This is a genomic window from Streptosporangium minutum (assembly GCF_002149035.1).
GTDB lineage: Bacteria > Actinomycetota > Actinomycetes > Streptosporangiales > Streptosporangiaceae > Streptosporangium > Streptosporangium minutum.
Genome location: NZ_NGFP01000116.1, coordinates 1 through 16686, shown reverse-complemented (window position 1 = coordinate 16686; position 16686 = coordinate 1). Strand labels below are relative to the sequence as shown.

17 protein-coding genes are annotated in these 16686 nt (G+C 70.8%); 10 read left to right on the top strand and 7 right to left on the bottom strand.

All coding sequences use genetic code 11. The features are described from left to right. Positions 1-2 precede the first annotated feature (2 nt). Genes CA984_RS23925 through CA984_RS23915 form a run of 3 tightly spaced genes read right to left on the bottom strand, consistent with a single transcriptional unit; the run spans position 3 to position 1174 of the window. Positions 3-455, bottom strand: a complete 453-nt coding sequence (locus CA984_RS23925; RefSeq protein WP_207621005.1) for an SRPBCC family protein — start codon at positions 453-455, stop codon at positions 3-5. Continuing rightward, on the bottom strand, positions 445-792 hold the full coding sequence (locus CA984_RS23920; RefSeq protein WP_086575810.1) for an ArsR/SmtB family transcription factor: 348 nt from the start codon (positions 790-792) through the stop codon (positions 445-447). Before CA984_RS23920 ends, CA984_RS23925 begins: the two co-directional genes overlap by 11 nt. A gap of 7 nt (positions 793-799) precedes the next feature. Then, positions 800-1174, bottom strand: coding sequence for a VOC family protein (locus tag CA984_RS23915; protein ID WP_086575809.1), 375 nt, complete (start codon positions 1172-1174; stop codon positions 800-802). Positions 1175-2380: 1206 nt separating this feature from the next. Here CA984_RS23915 and CA984_RS23910 point away from each other — a divergent pair. Both CA984_RS23910 and CA984_RS23905 read left to right on the top strand, forming a co-directional pair. Next, positions 2381-3910, top strand: coding sequence for a hypothetical protein (locus tag CA984_RS23910; RefSeq protein WP_133061761.1), 1530 nt, complete (start codon positions 2381-2383; stop codon positions 3908-3910). A 9-nt stretch (positions 3911-3919) separates the two neighbouring features. Beyond that, a complete protein-coding gene (locus CA984_RS23905) occupies positions 3920-4162 on the top strand; it encodes a hypothetical protein (protein ID WP_086575807.1) in 243 nt (80 codons plus the stop codon). Positions 4163-4171: 9 nt separating this feature from the next. On the opposite strand, the gene CA984_RS23900 is transcribed toward CA984_RS23905, so the two are convergent. The 3 genes from CA984_RS23900 to CA984_RS23890 form a co-directional block, all read right to left on the bottom strand. Further along, on the bottom strand, positions 4172-4960 hold the full coding sequence (locus CA984_RS23900) for a hypothetical protein (RefSeq protein ID WP_086575806.1): 789 nt from the start codon (positions 4958-4960) through the stop codon (positions 4172-4174). A 1-nt stretch (position 4961) separates the two neighbouring features. Next, positions 4962-5459: a SigE family RNA polymerase sigma factor gene (locus tag CA984_RS23895; RefSeq protein WP_086575805.1), complete on the bottom strand. Its 498-nt coding sequence runs from the start codon at positions 5457-5459 to the stop codon at positions 4962-4964. Between the two features lie 460 nt (positions 5460-5919). Further along, positions 5920-6750, bottom strand: coding sequence for a DUF1707 SHOCT-like domain-containing protein (locus CA984_RS23890; RefSeq protein ID WP_086575804.1), 831 nt, complete (start codon positions 6748-6750; stop codon positions 5920-5922). A gap of 271 nt (positions 6751-7021) precedes the next feature. On the opposite strand from CA984_RS23890, the gene CA984_RS23885 reads away from it, so the two are divergent. The 3 genes from CA984_RS23885 to glgX all read left to right on the top strand — a co-directional run bounded on the left by CA984_RS23885 (position 7022) and on the right by glgX (position 11733). Next, positions 7022-8470 (top strand): ankyrin repeat domain-containing protein, encoded by a 1449-nt coding sequence (locus CA984_RS23885; protein ID WP_086575803.1) that lies wholly within the window; start codon positions 7022-7024, stop codon positions 8468-8470. Between the two features lie 111 nt (positions 8471-8581). Continuing rightward, positions 8582-9010 (top strand): OsmC family protein, encoded by a 429-nt coding sequence (locus CA984_RS23880; RefSeq protein ID WP_086575802.1) that lies wholly within the window; start codon positions 8582-8584, stop codon positions 9008-9010. A 602-nt stretch (positions 9011-9612) separates the two neighbouring features. Then, on the top strand, positions 9613-11733 hold the full coding sequence (glgX, locus tag CA984_RS23875; protein ID WP_086575801.1) for a glycogen debranching protein GlgX: 2121 nt from the start codon (positions 9613-9615) through the stop codon (positions 11731-11733). On the opposite strand, the gene CA984_RS23870 is transcribed toward glgX, so the two are convergent. Beyond that, positions 11730-12134 (bottom strand): hypothetical protein, encoded by a 405-nt coding sequence (locus CA984_RS23870; protein ID WP_086575800.1) that lies wholly within the window; start codon positions 12132-12134, stop codon positions 11730-11732. The genes glgX and CA984_RS23870 overlap by 4 nt on opposite strands. A gap of 125 nt (positions 12135-12259) precedes the next feature. Here CA984_RS23870 and CA984_RS23865 point away from each other — a divergent pair, with 125 nt between their 5' ends. The 5 genes from CA984_RS23865 to CA984_RS23840 form a co-directional block, all read left to right on the top strand. Then, positions 12260-12982, top strand: a complete 723-nt coding sequence (locus CA984_RS23865) for a pyrimidine reductase family protein (protein ID WP_086575799.1) — start codon at positions 12260-12262, stop codon at positions 12980-12982. A 114-nt stretch (positions 12983-13096) separates the two neighbouring features. After that, a complete protein-coding gene (locus CA984_RS23860; protein WP_086575798.1) occupies positions 13097-14137 on the top strand; it encodes an ATP-dependent DNA ligase in 1041 nt (346 codons plus the stop codon). A gap of 48 nt (positions 14138-14185) precedes the next feature. Beyond that, positions 14186-14542 carry a hypothetical protein gene (locus CA984_RS23855; RefSeq protein WP_086575797.1) on the top strand — a complete coding sequence of 119 codons (357 nt, stop codon included), beginning with the start codon at positions 14186-14188 and terminating at the stop codon, positions 14540-14542. Between the two features lie 160 nt (positions 14543-14702). After that, entirely contained in the window at positions 14703-16142 is a 1440-nt protein-coding gene (locus CA984_RS23850) for an aldehyde dehydrogenase family protein (protein WP_086575796.1), read from the top strand. Between the two features lie 249 nt (positions 16143-16391). After that, positions 16392-16686 (top strand): acyl-CoA dehydrogenase family protein (locus CA984_RS23840; protein ID WP_165781384.1); only part of this gene is annotated, 295 nt, incomplete at its 3' end.

The window sequence follows — 16686 nt, the reverse complement described above, 5'->3', positions numbered from 1 at the left end:
GGTCAGACGCGGTCGAGGATGCCTTCCAGGGCGCGCATGACGCCGGTTCTCCAGCCGCCGCCCATGATCGTGCGGGCCCGCTGCTGGGCCGGGTTGTCCGGGTCGAAGCCCTCGTGCACCAGGAACAGGCGGGTGCCGGTGCCTTCCGGTCGCAGGGTCCAGGTGATCGTCCAGTCCGCGCCGCTCCCGCTCGCGGGATCGGCGTCCCGCCATCCGATCCGGAGCATCTTCCCGGTCTCGAAGGCCAGTACCTCGGCCTGGACCATGCCCGAGAAGCCGGTGGCGGGCATCGCAACGGCCCGCATGGTGTACCGGTGGCCGACCTTGAGCCGGAAGTCGCCGGGCATCAGCCACTGGGCGATCAGCTCCGGCTCGGTCAGCGCCCGCCACACCTTGGCCGGCGGGTGCGCCAAGAACTGGTCGAGGCGGACCGCGGTCAGATCGTCACCGCTCATGACGCTCCTCATCCATGGAATCGAGCAGATCGCGCAGTCCGGTGAGCTTCTCGCGCCAGAACCGCTCGAACGGGCTGAGCCACTCCTGCACTTCGTTCAGCGGAACCGCCTCCAGCCGGTAGAGCCGCTGCCGGCCTACCTTCCGCTCGCTGACCAGCCCGGCCTCCCGCAGCACCTTCAGGTGCTCGGAGAAGCTGGGGCGGGCCATGTCGAAGTGGCCGGCCAGCCGCTGGACGGGCTGCGGCCCCTCCTCGCGTAGCAGCCGCAGCACTTCCCGGCGCACCGGGCTGGCCAGGGCGGCGAAGATCCGGTCCTCGGGTGCCTCCACAGCGGCCATCGGCGGATCAGAAGTCCGCGGGAGCCGGCGTGGACAGGACGAAACTGTTTCCGTCCGGGTCGGTGAGGATGGCCTGCCGGCCCCAGGGCAGGTCCGTGGGGCCCTCGATCGCGGCACCAGCCTTCGCGAGCTGCGCGCAGTCGGCGTCGAGGTCGGCGGTCTCCAGGATGATCCCCCTCGCGCTGCCCGGGGTGAGGCCCTGGTCGGCGGCGGACAGCGCAAAGCTGGTCTGTGCGCCCTTGGGTGCCACCTGGAGCCAGCGCACCGGCCCCATCTGGCGGTCGACGAGCACATCGAAGCCGAGGGCGCCGACGTAGAAGTCCTTGGCCAGGTCCTGATCGGCGACGGGCAGCGTAACGAGCCTGGCGTGCGTGATGTTCATGAGCCCACTATAGGTAGGAAATTTCCTACCTGTCACGTGGATCTTGTCCACCCATCAGGTGGATCTTGTCCGCCCGGCAGGAAGAAGCTCTGATCGACCGACCCGCCCTACGCCGGATCGTCACTCGCGCCCCACGCGAGAGTTCCGAAACGCTCTCCGAGAGGGCCGCACCAGGCGCTGGGCCTTTGCACCAGGCTTTCACGCGCTCGCGGTCTGACGCGGGCCGGCACGTCCGCCCCCGATATGCGCCGATTGCAGGCATACCCTGGTCCGAAGCACGCCGAAGTCGCACAGCCGGGCCCGGCGGCCCGGATCGCCGGGCGCGTCAGCGACGCTCCCGATTCGATCCCGCTCATGCATATCACGCCAAAATTGTTGAGTAGAGCGTGAATATCAAATCCGGACACCACGGGAAGCGGATGTCCCACACAGGAACATCCCACCGTGTCGAGCTGTCCCACCTGTCCGAGCGGCCGCGTTGATCGGACAGGGCCATGCGGTATCGCTCCCGGTGAAGAAGGCCGGATTGAATCAAGTCTGGAAGAGGAGCACAGCGCGCACGCGTCGTGAACCACTCCGGGACGGCATGCGCCCGAGCCGGACCCACGGGCGACACCGCCCTTGGAAATGCCGACCGGAGAGCCGTACTCCGTGGTGCCGTCACAGCCTGCACTTCAAGCTTCTTCGCCGGCTTACGACATGACTCTCCGCGACGTTTTCCTCCCGCTACGGATCAGCCCCCAGAGGTGCCATGATCACCCTCTGTAGTTCGGCAACGGCATTCGCCCGCCAGGCCGCCGGCTGAGAATCGCCACGACCGTCCACCGATTCAACGGCACCGTCGCGACTGCGCGATTTCTCATGCCTGTTGGCTTACTTGAGCGAGCCTGATCAGCGACGACGGCATCGCGGAATGCTTCCGGCCGCCGTTCGGGCCGACCCCGGAATTCATTTGGGCCCCTTGCCACTCGGGGAATGACTTACTATGTTGATCATGAGTCAGGGCCGGGGATTCCTCCTGAAACCGGCATAGCCGGGCCCCTCCAACGGAGACTCGACCCAGCCTCTCGAAAAATGCCTAGGGCTTCTGCAGGGGCCCGGCCGGTACAACACGCGATATCGCCGTCAGCGGATACACAAGCCGCTGAACCAGAAGTGGCGCGGCTTGACGGCTCCCGCCCCCTCGCCCTCCCCCCACGGTGGGCCTTGCCTGATCCCGGAAGGTCCTGTCCGCAGATGCGGCTATTTTTACAGCATCGGCTTTTCGCTGCGGTCTTCGCTCTCGCGGCGGCACTTCGCGTCCTTACCATCACCGGCTATTCGCCGGCTGTGTGGCTGGAGGACGCCTTCGACTATGTGGGCGTGGCCGAGCGCATGCAGCCCTACCCCGTCCGTCCCAGTGGCTACTCTTTCCTGCTCTGGCTGATGCGACCGCTGCACAGCCTCGCCGCCGTCGTGACCGTCCAGCACCTGATGGGGCTGGCGATGGGGGTGATGGTCTATGCCCTTGTCCGCCGGCGGGCGAGCAGGTTGCGGACGGGGTGGGCCGTGCTCGCGGCCGCCCCCGTCCTCCTCGACGCCTACCAGATCTTCTTCGAGCACACCGTCTTGAGCGATGTCCTCTTCTCGTTCCTGGTGATCACCGCGGTGACGGTCGTGCTCTGGCGGCCTCGCATCTCCCCTGGTCACGCGGTGTCGGCTGGGCTGCTTCTCGCTGCGGCGACGCTCACCCGCTCGATAGGGCTGATCCTGCTTCCCCTGCTCGCCGGTCATCTGCTCATCAACCGCTCCGGCTTGCGGATCTTCATCACGACTGTGGTCGCCGCGGCGATCCCGCTCGGTGGTTACGCCGCATGGTACGGCTCCTGGCACGGATCCCCGGCGCTCAACGCGGGAAGCGGAGTGTGGCTCTGGGCCCGGACCATGCCGTTCGCCGACTGCGCGAAGATCAAACCACCTACGGACGAGGCTGTCCTCTGCCCGACCCAGCCTGTTGGCCTCCGCCCGGCCTCACCGTATTTCATCTGGTCCGACTGGTCGCCCTTGAGGAAAGTCCCCGGTCACCCGGTCACCACCAACGCCGACCTGTTCCAACCGAAGATCAACGAGCTGGCGGGCAGCCTTGCCAGGCGCGCCATTCTCAGCCAGCCGCTGGACTATCTCGAAGTGGTCACCCGAGATCTCCAGCGGACGCTGAACTGGAAGAGGGGCCCGAATCCGCATTCCGTGCCCATTGTCTACAACCGCTATGCCTTTCCCAATGCCGAGGGCCCGCTGCCCGATGGGGTCAGGATCCCCGGTGGAGGCATCCAGCAGGACCTGCGGGCGTACGAACGGGGGCCGACCGCCACAGCGTTCAGCGAGCCGGCGGCGGAGTGGATGCGCGTGTACCAGGCTTCCGTCTTCCTGCCGGGGCCGTTCTTCGGCCTGCTCTCCGTAGGCGCCCTTCTCGCATACGCGGCGACCTGCGCCGTCCGCTCCCGCAGGGAGACAGCCAAAAGCGCGGCCTGGCCGCTGGCCATCGGCGTCGCTCTCGTCGTGGGGCCGGTGGTCGTCACCGCCTACGACAGCAGATACTGGCTACCCGCCATCCCCTTGTTCTGCCTGGCACTGGCCATATCCGTAGGCGGTCGCACCGTCGATGACACGCACGACTCGAGCTCGGCGGAGGAGCCGAGGTCATTCCGGACGGCCGGGCGCCCGGAGGGTTCCGGGCAGCCAGACCACATGGGCTGAAGGCCCGAAGTGCCGCAAGCGACCTCCCGGGCCTTCAGAGGGCGGCTGCTCGACGCCGGAGCCCCGCGCGTGGTGGTGGCCCCCTCCCCGCCGGCCCTGGGCCACTTCGCCGACAGGATCCGCCGTGACACCCTGGCCGCGGGCGCCTGGGCGGTCGCCGACGTGCTCGGCGCCGCCCCCGAGTTCGCGGCCGTGCTGGTCGAACGCTACGAACAGGCCGTGCGGCGGGAGAGGACCCTCGCGACCGCCTGACCTGTGCGCTCAGCCGGTCGTTCCGCGACTTTCGTGGTCCTTGCCGTCCTCCGTACATCGGAGCACGACGACCCGGCCGGTGGCCGGGTCGACCTGGTGGACGTTGTCCCTGCAGACCGGATAGACCAGTTCCCTCACCGTCACGGACCACTGGAGGGGAAACTCCTTCGCCTCGGCGAGCTGCCGTTCCCAACCCTCGAAGAACTTGTCACTCCGGGCGAGCTCCTTGAAGGTCATGCCTGGGTCGAGCTCGCCCGGCAGCACAGCCGCGGACACGATGTGCTCCGCGTTCTTACCGGTCTTGTCCTCCCAGGAGGCCGCGAGGACGGTGCCATCGGACCGCCGCCCGCAGAACTGCTGCTGGGGGGCGCCTCCGTCGATCCAGACGAGCAATCGGCGCAGCGGCCCGGAGCACATGACCTGAACACTGACCGGGACCCTGCCCGTCACGACCCGGAACTCCTCGCGTGTCCCCGCCTTCTTGTACTCCTGTTTCGCGATATCAGGGCCTATCATCAGGTCTCCCACAGGCCGTGAGACGGTCGGCATGACGGGTGACGGCTGGGCCATGACCCCGGTCCAGAGGTCGTCGGGGGCCGGGGCGGCACCCCCCGCGGGCAGGGTGAACGCCAGCGCGGCGGCGAGTCCCGCCGCGACCGTGCCCCCCAGTGCCCCGAGGCGACGGCGCTTGATCCTGCGGACGCGCCGGTCGACGTCGGCGACGGTCACGCCCCTGTGCAGACCGTCGTCGCTCTCCTGGCTCAGGATTTCCCGGAGGTCGGATTCGGTGATCGTCATCTCAGTTCCCCGTGGTCATCGCGGCGGCCGCCGCGGGATCGACGCGTAGTTTGGCCAGCGCCCGGCTGGCCTGGCTGCGGACGGTCGTCACCGAGCAGCCGAGGACCTCGGCGATCTGCGGGTCGGGCAGGTCGGCGAAGTAACGCAGGACGATCACGGCCCGCTGCCTGTCGGGCAGCCCGGCCAGAGCGTGCCGGACCGCCTCGCGCGCCTCGACCTCGTCCGTCCGGTTCTCCCCCGCCACATCCGGCAGGTCCTCGGTCGGCACCTCCGCCCGCCATCTGCGCCGCCACCAGGAGGCGTGGGTGTTGGTCAGGATGCGGTAGACGTAGGGGTCGGGGTTGTCGCCCACCCGTCGCCAGGCGAACCACGCCTTGGCCAGTGCCGTCTGCAGGAGATCCTCCGCTGTGGCCCAGTCGCGGCACAGCAGGTAGGCGGTCCGCAGCAGCCGGACCGAGCGCTGCTCCACGTAGCGCTCGAAGTCGGCCCGATCTCGCATTCGGGATCCTCACTGTTCGGTGTCTGTCACCGATCACTACGCTCCGGCCCCCCGGGGACGTTGCACGCGCCCCGGGATGTCCTGGCCGGAACCGGAGATGAGGGACCTCGCCGCCGGACCGGCGGTCGCCGCGAGCCGTGCGAGCCGTCACACCGGCGGCGGTCACTGCAGGCGCCCGGACCGGCGGCGATCATTGCGACCCCTCGGGTCGGCGGCGGTCACCGTAGGCGTTCGGGCTGGCGGCGATCATCCCGAGCCGTCACGCCGGGGGCGGTCACCGCGAGCCGTGACGCGCCGAGAGACAGGCGAACGCGCGCAGCCGGAACCCGCCGTCAGCGGCGCGCAGCCGGTCGTCCGCCGCCAGTGGACCACCGGTCCGTGGCCCGGCATCGGTGGCCCGGCATCAGTGGTTCAGGCATCGGTGGAGCGCGGGCAGGCGGCCGCTCTCAGTGGTAAGGCGTCAGTAACCCGGCGGCTGCGGCGGGTAGGGCCCCTGGGAGGGGTGCGGCCGGTGGGGGCCGGGGCGCTGCTGTGGGTCGGAGTGCCAGTGCGGATCGAGGTGCTGCTGGGGGTCGGCATGCCAGTGCGGGTCGAGGTGCTGGTGCGGGCCGGGCGGCGGCAGGGGACGCTGCGGCTCGCCCATGAGCTCGCCGCGCAGCTCGCGCCACTGCTCCCGCCAGGCTGCCCAGGCCTTCTTGACGGGCTTGGCCTTGGAGTCGCCGATCACCCTGACGTCGCCCATGACCGCGTACGCCTTGACCCGGATGACCGGCACGTTCATGCCGGGAGGGGCCTCAAGGACCTGGACCTTCTTGTCGCCCATGATCGCGATGCCCTCGAGGTCGACGTCCACGCCGTCCGGAACGATGATCTTCACATCGCCCATGACCGCGGCGGCCACGATGTCCACCACGCCGGTGCGGACCTCGGCCTCACGCAGGTCGAGCACGACGTCGCCCATGACGGCGACCGCTCCGAGCCCCTGGTCGATCCGCCACTTGCCCCGGCGCTTGGAGTCGCCCATGACGGCGACGAACCAGCGCCGCGCCCGGCCGCCCTGCGGCGCCGGATCGGGCGCGTAGGCGGGGGCGGGCCCCTGGCTCCGGCCGTCGGAGGGCAGATCCGAGGTGATGACGGCCAGCTCGGCCTGGGTGACGGCGGTGTAGGCCGCCTCCGTGCGCTCGGTCAGCTCGCCGAGGGTCAACCGTCCCTCGACGGAGGCCACACGCAACCGCTCGACGACGGCCTCCCGCTCGGCGTCCGAGGCCCGTATCACTCCGGGATCGTTCATAACTCACAACATATCGCGAGTTTTCTCCGGAGTGGATCCTTCCCAAGGAGGATGCTGCGGCCTACATCCCGGACAGCGCGTACAACCGGGGTCCCGCGCGGCACGGGTCCGCCACGCTCACGGCGTCCGGACGACACGGGTCCGGCACGCTCACGGCGTCCCGGACGGCACGGCGGCGCGGCGCCCGGACATCGCCGAGGCGCAGGTCCGGGGCTGCGGCCACTGCGCCGCGGCGACCGGCGGCTCTCCCGGCCACCTATGATCCGGAGGCATGTATGAAGAACTTCTGGACGCGGTGGCCGGGAACGACGCCGAGCGGGTCGAGCGCCTGCTCCAGAGCGGTACGGGCGCCGACCCGGACGGCGCCGGAGAGACCACGGCTCTGTACCGGGCCTCGACCGACGGCCGCGTGACGATCGTGCGGGCGCTGCTGGCGGCGGGGGCCGACCCTAACCGGACCAGCGGCGGCGAGGACGAGGGACTGCCGCTGTCCGGGGCCGCGGCCTGGAACCACGCCGACGTCGTGGAGGCGCTGCTGGCCGCCGGGGCCGAGCCCTCCGCGCGGGAGAGCGGCGGATGGAGCGCCCTGCTCTGGGCCGCCGCCAACGGGCAGGCCGACGCGCTCAAGGTGCTCCTCGCGGCCGGGGCCGACGCCGAGGAGGCCAACGACAGCGGCGAGACCGCGCTCACCCTGGCCACCCGGCGCGGAGCGCTGGGCGCCGTGAGCGCGCTGCTGGAGGCCGGGGCCGATCCCACCCGCTCGGACGGCGAGGGCGACACGCCGCTGGCCATCGCCTACGACTGGCTGGGCACGCAGCTGGAGAGCGCGCTGCTGGAGCAGGTCACCGAGCAGGCCCCCGAGGGCTCCCAGTTCGTCGTGGGCCGCAGCCGCGCCGCGGACGGCACCGACCTGGTGACCGTCGCGGCCGTGGGACCGGACGGCGAGCGCGCGGTCGAGCTCCAGTGCCAGCGCGGCCACGCGGCCATCGCGACCCTGCTGGAGGACGCGTCCTCGGAGTTCCTGCCCTTCGACGAGCTGGTCGAGCGGGCGCTGCCGTACCGGGACGTCGACGAGGAGGCCGAGACCTGGTGGACCGTGGCCGGCTCGCTGAGCCGGCGGGCCGACGAGGACACCTTCGAGTCCGCGGCGCGGTTGTGCGTCAGCGAGGACCCGCGCAAGCGGGAGTTCGCCGTCGACGTGCTCGCGGAGTTCGGCTTCAGCGGGGAGGAGAAGCCCTTCCTCGACCGGACGCTGCCGATCCTGCGGCGGATGGCCGCCACCGAGGGCGACGAGCGCGTGCTGCGGTCGGTGCTCGGCGCGCTCGGCCACCACGCCGACCCGCGGTCGCTGCCCGAGGTGCTGGAGATCATCACCGCCGACGGCTGGGCCCGGACCCAGGCCGACCCGGCCGCGCTGGCCGCCGTCCTGCCACCCGGCCACAGCGAGGGGCTCGCGCTGCTCATCTCGATGACGGAGGACGCCGACGAGGAGGTGCGCGACTGGGCGACCATGGGCCTGGCGGGGCTGTCGGAGGACAGCGGGCAGATCCGTGACGCGCTGGCCGCGCGGCTCGACGACGACGACCTGAGCACGGTCGCCGAGGCCACGCGGGGCCTGGCCACCCGGGGTGACGCCCGCGCGCAGAAGGGCGTGGAGCGCGTGCTCGCCGAGAGCGACGAGGACGACGAGTACGTCCGCGACCTGGTCCGCGGTTCCTAGCCGTCCGTCCGGGGGCGGGCGGGCGGCAAGGGGTGCTCCGCGGACGATCACGGTGATCGCGGCGAGTAGGGTCGTGGATGGTTAACGCTTCGTGATCGAAAGGACATCGCCATGGCGACGACACGTACCGCGACGACTCAGTGGAAGGGTGCGCTGCTCGACGGTTCGGGCACCGTCTCGCTCGACTCCTCCGGGGTGGGCACGTTCGACGTGTCCTGGCCCTCGCGGGCCGAGCAGGCCAACGGCAAGACCTCGCCGGAGGAGCTCATCGCGGCCGCGCACTCCTCCTGCTTCTCGATGGCCCTGTCCCACGGGCTGGCACAGGCGGGCACTCCGCCGCAGACGGTGGAGACCAAGGCCGACGTGACCTTCCAGCCGGGCGAGGGCATCACCGGGATCGTCATCTCGGTCCGCGCCCAGGTGCCGGGCCTGTCGGCCGAGGAGTTCCAGAAGGCGGCCGAGACGGCCAAGGCCAACTGCCCGGTGAGCAAGGCCCTCGCCGGCACCACGATCAGCCTCGACGCCGAGCTGCTGAGCTGATCCGCGCCGCCCCCGTGGCCGCGTGCGCCCGCTGGGACGCGCGTGGCCACGGGCGGCCCCTTCGGGGCCCGCTCCGGGTCACCCACGGGCCTCTCCGGCCCGTTCCGAGCTCCGCCCCGGGGCCGCCTCCGGCCTCTCCAAGCTCCGCCCCGGGGCCGCCTCCGGCCCTCTCCGGGCCCCGCCCCGAGCTTCCGGCTGCCCGGCACCGCTCCCCCGGCCCGGATCCGCCCTGGGCTCTTCCTGCCGGTCCGGCCACGGTGAAAGCGCAGGTCCTGGCCTTGCTGCCAGGGTCCCGGCCACTGTCCGGGGACACGTACACTCAGGCATCCCCGCCCTGCTGGGCACACCATCTGGTGGCCGGAGCACCCGACGACGCCGTGCCCCGGCCGCGGCCACCTGGCTGAGGGCCGCCCCATGTGATCAGGTCACGATCTGATCGAAGGGCAAGCAGCCGAAGAAGACCTGAATACCTCGTGAGCTCCCCCGATGCACGACGATGCGGGCCCGGTAGGTCTGGCCGTCCGCGCTCCCCCGCCGTACAAGGGTGACAAGAACGACAACACCCTGCACACGAGGGCCTAACTGGAGGAGAATAGGGCCACATGCGCGAAGTCTGGCCTGGAGAGCCGTATCCACTCGGTGGCACCTGGGATGGCGTGGGCACCAACTTTTCGGTGTTCTCCGAGGTGGCCGAGCGGGTCGAGCTGTGCCTTTTCGGAGATGACGGCAGCGAGGAACGCGTCGACCTGCCCGAGGTGGACGGGTTCGTCTGGCACGGTTACTTCCCTGGGATCACACCGGGGCAGCGGTACGGCTACCGCGTCCACGGCCCCCACGAGCCCTCCCACGGGCACCGGTGCAACCCTTCCAAGCTCCTCCTGGACCCCTACGCCAAGGCCGTCGAGGGCGACCTGGCATGGGACGAGGCCCTGTTCTCGTACGCGTTCACCGATCCGACCGAGCGCAACGACGACGACAGCGCGCCCTTCATGCCGAAGAACGTGGTGGTCAACCCGTTCTTCGAGTGGGGCGACGACCGGCTGCCCCGCACGCCGTACCACCAGACCGTCATCTACGAGGCGCACGTGCGCGGGCTCACCATGCGCCACCCGGCGGTGCCCGAGGAGCAGCGCGGCACCTACGCGGCGCTGGGCCATCCGGCGGTCATCGAGCACCTGCTGAGCCTGGGCGTCACGGCGGTCGAGCTGATGCCGGTGCACCAGTTCGTGCCGGAGCACGCGATGGTCGCCCGGGGGCTGACGAACTACTGGGGTTACAACACGATCGGCTACCTGGCCCCGCACAACGCCTACTCCAGTTCGGGGCAGCGCGGCGAGCAGGTGCTCGAGTTCAAGGCGATGGTGCGGGCGCTGCACGAGGCCGGGATCGAGGTCATCCTCGACGTGGTCTACAACCACACCGCCGAGGGCGACCACATGGGGCCCACACTGGGCTTCCGGGGCATCGACAACGCGGCCTACTACCGGCTGCACGACGGGGACCGGCGCTACTACCTCGACTACACCGGCTGCGGCAACTCCCTCAACGTCCGCTCCCCGCACGCGCTGCAGCTCATCATGGACTCGCTGCGCTACTGGGTCATGGAGATGCACGTCGACGGATTCCGCTTCGACCTGGCCGCCGCCCTCGCCCGCGAGCTGCACGACGTGGACCGGCTGAGCGCGTTCTTCGACCTGATCCAGCAGGACCCGGTGATCTCCCAGGTGAAGCTGATCGCCGAGCCGTGGGACGTGGGTCCCGGCGGCTACCAGGTCGGCAACTTCCCGCCCCTGTGGACGGAGTGGAACGGGAAGTACCGCGACAGCGTGCGCGACTTCTGGCGCGGGAACGGGTCCGCGCTGCCCGAGTTCGCCTCCCGGCTGACCGGGTCCGCCGACCTCTACGCCACCTCCGGCCGCCGCCCGGTGGCCTCCATCAACTTCGTCACCTGCCACGACGGGTTCACGCTGTCCGACCTGGTCTCCTACAACCGCAAGCACAACGAGGCCAACGGGGAGAACAACCGCGACGGCACCGACGACAACCGGTCCTGGAACTGCGGCGCCGAGGGTCCGGTGGAGGACCCGGAGATCACACGTCTGCGCCGCCGCCAGCGCCGCAACTACCTGGCCACCCTGTTCATCTCCCAGGGCGTGCCGATGATGCTGGCGGGCGACGAGTTCGGCCGGACCCAGGGCGGCAACAACAACGCCTACTGCCAGGACAACGAGATCTCCTGGGTCGACTGGTCACTGGTCAAGGACGAGAAGGACCTGCTGGACTTCGTCAGGAGCCTGTCCGGGCTGCGGCGCGCGCACCCGGTCCTCCAGCGGCGCAGGTTCTTCCACGGCCGCAAGGCCGACGACGGCACCCGCGACATCGTCTGGCTCACCCCCTCGGGTGAGGAGATGTCGGCCTCCGACTGGCACACCGGCTACGCCAAGTCGCTGACCGTCTTCCTCAACGGCGACGCCATCACCGAGCCGGGCCCGCGCGGCGAGCCGATCCTGGACGACTCGTTCCTGCTGCTGATCAACGGCCATCACGAGGACATGGACTTCACCCTCCCCGACGCGAAGTACGGGGCGGAGTGGCAGACCGTGCTGGACACCGCCGACGACGGGCCGAAGGACGGGCGGTCCTCCGGGGGGCTCTGGCCGCCGGAGGCCGTGGTCCCGGTGACCTCGCGTTCCATGCAGATCCTCCGCTGCCCCAGGACCTAGAGTCCGGTCGCGATCGCGGCGGTGAGCAGCACCAGGACGAACGTGGTCACCCCGGCGACGCCGTGCAGCAGGACGGCGAGGACGGGGAAGCGCTGTTCGGCGCCGCGCGCGTGGCGGCCGCCGCCCAGCCAGCGGGTGAACATGGTGAAGCCCAGCAGCGCGGAGGCCGCGAGCACCCCGAACGACACCCACGCGAAGGCGCGTTCACCGGTGAGGACGTAGACGACCCAGCAGCCCAGCGCGGAGACCGCCAGGCCCGGATGGGCGAAGACGAGCACCGCGGGGAAGCGGGTGACCTTCGTCCGCTGCTGGCGCAGCCCCCCGCCGGACAGCCACAGATACAGCAGGTAGATCCCGACCATCGCGGTGATCAACCAGGTCACGATCGCGACCAGCCCCACAAAACCTCCCAGATCCGCCAGAACGAATCATGTAACGGGAGTCACCCGAAGTCACTAGAAGCGTCGGATCCGTTATTGACCGTGCTGAAAAGCTCCCTAATCCGCCACTGTGCCAAGGTAGGGGGATGCGCCTTATCCATCCCGCCGCCGCCGGCGACGTCGACCTGGCCCAGGCCTACGCCTACCCGGACGGCCCGTGCGTCCGGGTCAACATGGTGGCCAGCGCCGACGGCGGGACCTGGCTGGAGGGGCTGTCCGGCGGCCTGTCCGGCGGCGGCGACCGGCGGATCTTCGGGGTGCTGCGCGGGCTGGCCGACGTCATCGTGGCGGGAGCGGCGACCGTGCGGACCGAGGGGTACGGCCCGGCCCGGCCGAGGGAGTCGTGGCGCCCGCTGCGCGAGGGCCGCCCGGCCGCCCCGCCGGTGGCCGTGGTGACCCGGCGGCTCGACCTGGACCTGACGGGACCGCTGTTCGCCGAGGCCGAGCCGGATGCCCGGACTATCATCGTCACCTGCGAGGCCGCGCCCCGGGAGCGGCGCGAGGAGGCCGCCGGGCACGCCGACGTGATCGTGGCGGGGCGGGACCGGGTGGACCTGGCGGCGGCGGTCAAGGAGCTCGGCGAGCGCGGCCTGGGCCGGGTGCTGTGCGAGGGCGGGCCGAAGATCAACGCCCAGCTCGCCGCGGCCGGACTGGTCGACGAGCTCTGCCTCACGCTGAGCCCGATGCTGATCGGCGGGGACGCCGCCCGCGTCCTCGACGGCCCGGCCTCGCTCACCCGTCTCCGCCTGGCTCACGTCCTGGAAGAGGAAGGTTTCCTCTTCACCCGTTATATTCGAAAGTCCCGGTGAACCGGTGGGGTGAGTTCGCCGTCGAGCACGACGACACATGTTCGGAGCCGTAGTGGACGAGCAGGGTGAGTTCGCGGCCGGGCGCCGCGCCGGACGGCCGGCCGGGGTGGCGGGATGAGGCTGCCGATCGCGCCGCCGCTCGCGCCGATGCTGGCCAGAGCCGTCAGGAGCCTGCCGCCGCAGGACGGCAGCCTGTTCTACGAGCCCAAGTGGGACGGCTTCCGGTGCGTGGTGTTCCGCGACGGGGACGAGGTCTATCTGGGCAGCCGCAACGAGCGCCCGTTCACGCGCTACTTCCCCGAGCTGGTCGAGGCGGTGCGGGCGGAGCTGCCCGACCGGGTGGTGGTCGACGGCGAGATCGTCGTCCGCGACGGCCAGACGCTCGACTTCGAGGCCCTGCAGCAGCGCATCCATCCGGCCGCCTCCCGGGTGCGGCTGCTGGCCGGGCAGACCCCGGCGTCGTTCGTCGCCTTCGACCTGCTGGCGCTGGGGGAGGAGTCCCTGCTGGAGGTCCCGTTCTCGGCCCGCCGCGCGAGGCTGGAGTCGATCTTCGGCGGCGCGGGGCACGCGGTGCGGCTGACGCCGGTCACCACGTCCGAGGAGCGGGCCGCCGAGTGGTTCGACGCCTTCGAGGGCGCGGGGCTGGACGGCATCGTGGTCAAGCCGGGCGGGCTGCCGTACCAGCCGGACAAGAGGGTGATGTCCAAGGTCAAGCACGAGCGGACGGCCGACGTGGTGGTGGCCGGATACCGGGAGCACAAGTCGGGCCCGGTGGTCGGGTCGCTGCTCCTGGGGCTCCACGACGCCGAGGGCGTGCTCCACCATGTCGGCGTCGCGGCGTCCTTCACGATGAAGCGCCGGGCCGAGCTGGTCGAGGAGCTCGCCCCGTACGTGGACCGGGATGGCGACCATCCCTGGAGCGCCGCCTCGCTGCCCGGCGCGATCTCCAAGTGGAGCGCCACCAAGGACCTGTCGTTCGTGCCCCTGCGATCCGAGCTGGTGGTGGAGGTCGCATACGACCACATGGAGGGACGCCGTTTCCGGCACACCGCCCAGTTCCGCCGCTGGCGCCCCGACCGCACCCCCGGGTCATGCACCTACGAGCAGCTCGAACGGCCGGTCTCCTACGACCTGGACGACATCCTGGCCGGTTGAAGTGGCATTCGCGTAGACACAGGCACAAAGAAACGTTATATCTCGACTATGGTGCGATCATCCTCCTCCGACGACGAACTCAGGGCCGCCGTCGCGGCCCGTCGCGAGCTCGGCCCCGAGTACGAAGACTCCCTGGTCGAGGGCTTCCTGGAGAAGATGGACCAGGAGATCGACCGGCGGGTGGACGACCGGGTCGCCGCCCGCTCCCACAAGGACGCCCCGGCGGTCCGCCCGTCGGTGGACGCCGGCCAGCGGCTGGCGCTGTCCATCGTCTCCATCTTCTTCGGCGTGCCGGCGACGGCCGGCATCGCCTCCTCCACCGACGGCGGGATCATCGTGATCCTGATCCTCTGGCTCGGCATCGTGGGCGTGAACGCGGCCTTCGCCCTCGGCCGGCGCCGCTAGCCCGGCCCCCCTCCCTCGGAGCGCGGCCGAACCCGGCAGAACCCCCCTCGGAGCCCGGCCGCACCCGGCAGAACCGCCGATCACGGATTCCGGCTTTCCCGCCTTGTCAAGCAAGCGTACGCTTGGTCACGTTTCTGTACGGCTGACGCGGGAGTGAGCAGTGAACGAGTACCGCAACCTGATCGGCGGGCGGCTGGTGGCCGCGGCCGACGGCCGCACGCTGGACTCGGTCAACCCGGCCACCGGCGAGGTGTGGGCCCGCGTCCCCGCCTCCGGCAGGGCCGACGCCGAGGCCGCCGTGGCGGCGGCGCGCGAGGCGTTCCCGAAGTGGTCGGCCCTGCCCGCGCTGGGCCGGGCGCACTTCCTGCGCGAGGTGGCGGGGGTCTTCGCCCGGCACGCCGAGGAACTGGCCGGGATCGAGACCACCGACAACGGCCGCATCCTGCGGGACACGCTGAAGAAGGACCTGCCCGGCATGACCCACCTGTGGCAGATCGCCGCCGGCCAGGTGCTCGACGCCGTCAAGGGCGAGACGGTGATCCTCGGTCCCGGCAGCATGGGTCTCACCCGGCGTGAGCCGTACGGCGTGGCGCTCTGCATCATCCCGTGGAACTCCCCCATCTCGACCTTCTCCGCCAAGGCGGCCTACGCGCTGGCGGCGGGCAACACCGTGATCGTCAAGCCCGCCGAGCAGGCCTGTGCCTCCGTACTGCGGCTGGGCGAGCTGCTGGCCGAGGTGCTCCCGCCCGGCGTGCTCAACATCGTCAGCGGCCTCGGCGAGGACGTCGGGGACCCGCTGGTCCGGCACCGCGGGGTCAACAAGATCAGCCTCACCGGCTCCACCCAGACGGGCCAGGCCATCACCCGGGCGTCGGCCGACCACCTCAAGCCGCTGACGTTCGAGCTCGGCGGCAAGTCGCCGAACATCGTCTTCCCCGACGCCGATCTGGAGGCCGCCGCCCAGGGCGTGACGGTGAACTCGATCTACACCGGGAACGCCGGGCAGGTCTGCGTGGCCGGGTCCCGCATCCTGATCCACCGGTCGGTCTGGGACGAGATGATCGAGCGGATCACCGCGATCGCGGCGGGCGTCAGGCTGGCCGACCCCCTCGACATGGCCACCACGATGGGCCCGATCGTGTCGGAGGGACAGTACGAACGGGTCGCCTCCTACCTGGACATCGCCGAGAAGGAGGGGGCCGAGCTGGTGTTCGGCGGCCAGACCGGGGCCGACGTCGTCCCGTCCATGCCCGGCGGCTACTGGGTGGCGCCCACGCTGTTCACCACTTCGGACAACGCGCTGCGCGTCTGCCAGGAGGAGATCTTCGGCCCGGTGGCCGTGGCCATCCCGTTCGACACCGACGACGAGGCCCTGGCCGTCTCCAACGACTCCGCCTACGGGCTGGCGGCGGGCGTGTGGACCCGCGACCTGGGCCGCGCCCACCGGTTCGTCCGCGACCTGCAGAGCGGCACGGTCTGGGTGAACACCTTCCGCCAGATGCCGCCCGGCCTGCCGTTCGGCGGCGTCAAGGACTCGGGCTACGGGCACGACGCCGTGCTGGAGTACACCCGGGAGAAGGCCGCGATCATCCAGACCTGAGCCGCCCCGGGGAGCCGGGAGGCCAGGCAGGAGCCGGTCACGAGGAGCCGGGAGAACAGGCAGAGGCCGGTCACGAGGAGCCGGGAGAACAGGCAGAGGCCGGTCACGAGGAGCCGGGAGAACAGGCAGAGGCCGGTCACGAGGGGCCGGGAACCAGGCGGAGCAGGCCATGAGGGGCCGGAAGGCCAGGCAGGAGTCGGTCGCGGGCGGGCCCTTACGATGAACCGAATATGGTTCTAGAGTCGGGCCATGGGAATCGCGATCACCGAGGAGCACCGGGCGCTGGCCGCCTCCGTCCACGGCTTCGCCAGGCGGAACATCACAGCGCGGGGCATGGACCACGAGCCTTTCCGCGCCGCCCTGGCCGCGCAGGGGCTGCTCGGCCTGCACCTGCCCGAGCGGTACGGCGGGCAGGGCGGCGGCCTGCAGGAACTGGCGGTCGCCCTTGAGGCGCTCGGCGAGCACTGCACGCCCGGCTCCCACCTGCCCACCGTGCTGGCCTCCGCCGTCATCGCCCGCGCCACCGCGGCACACCCCCTCCCCC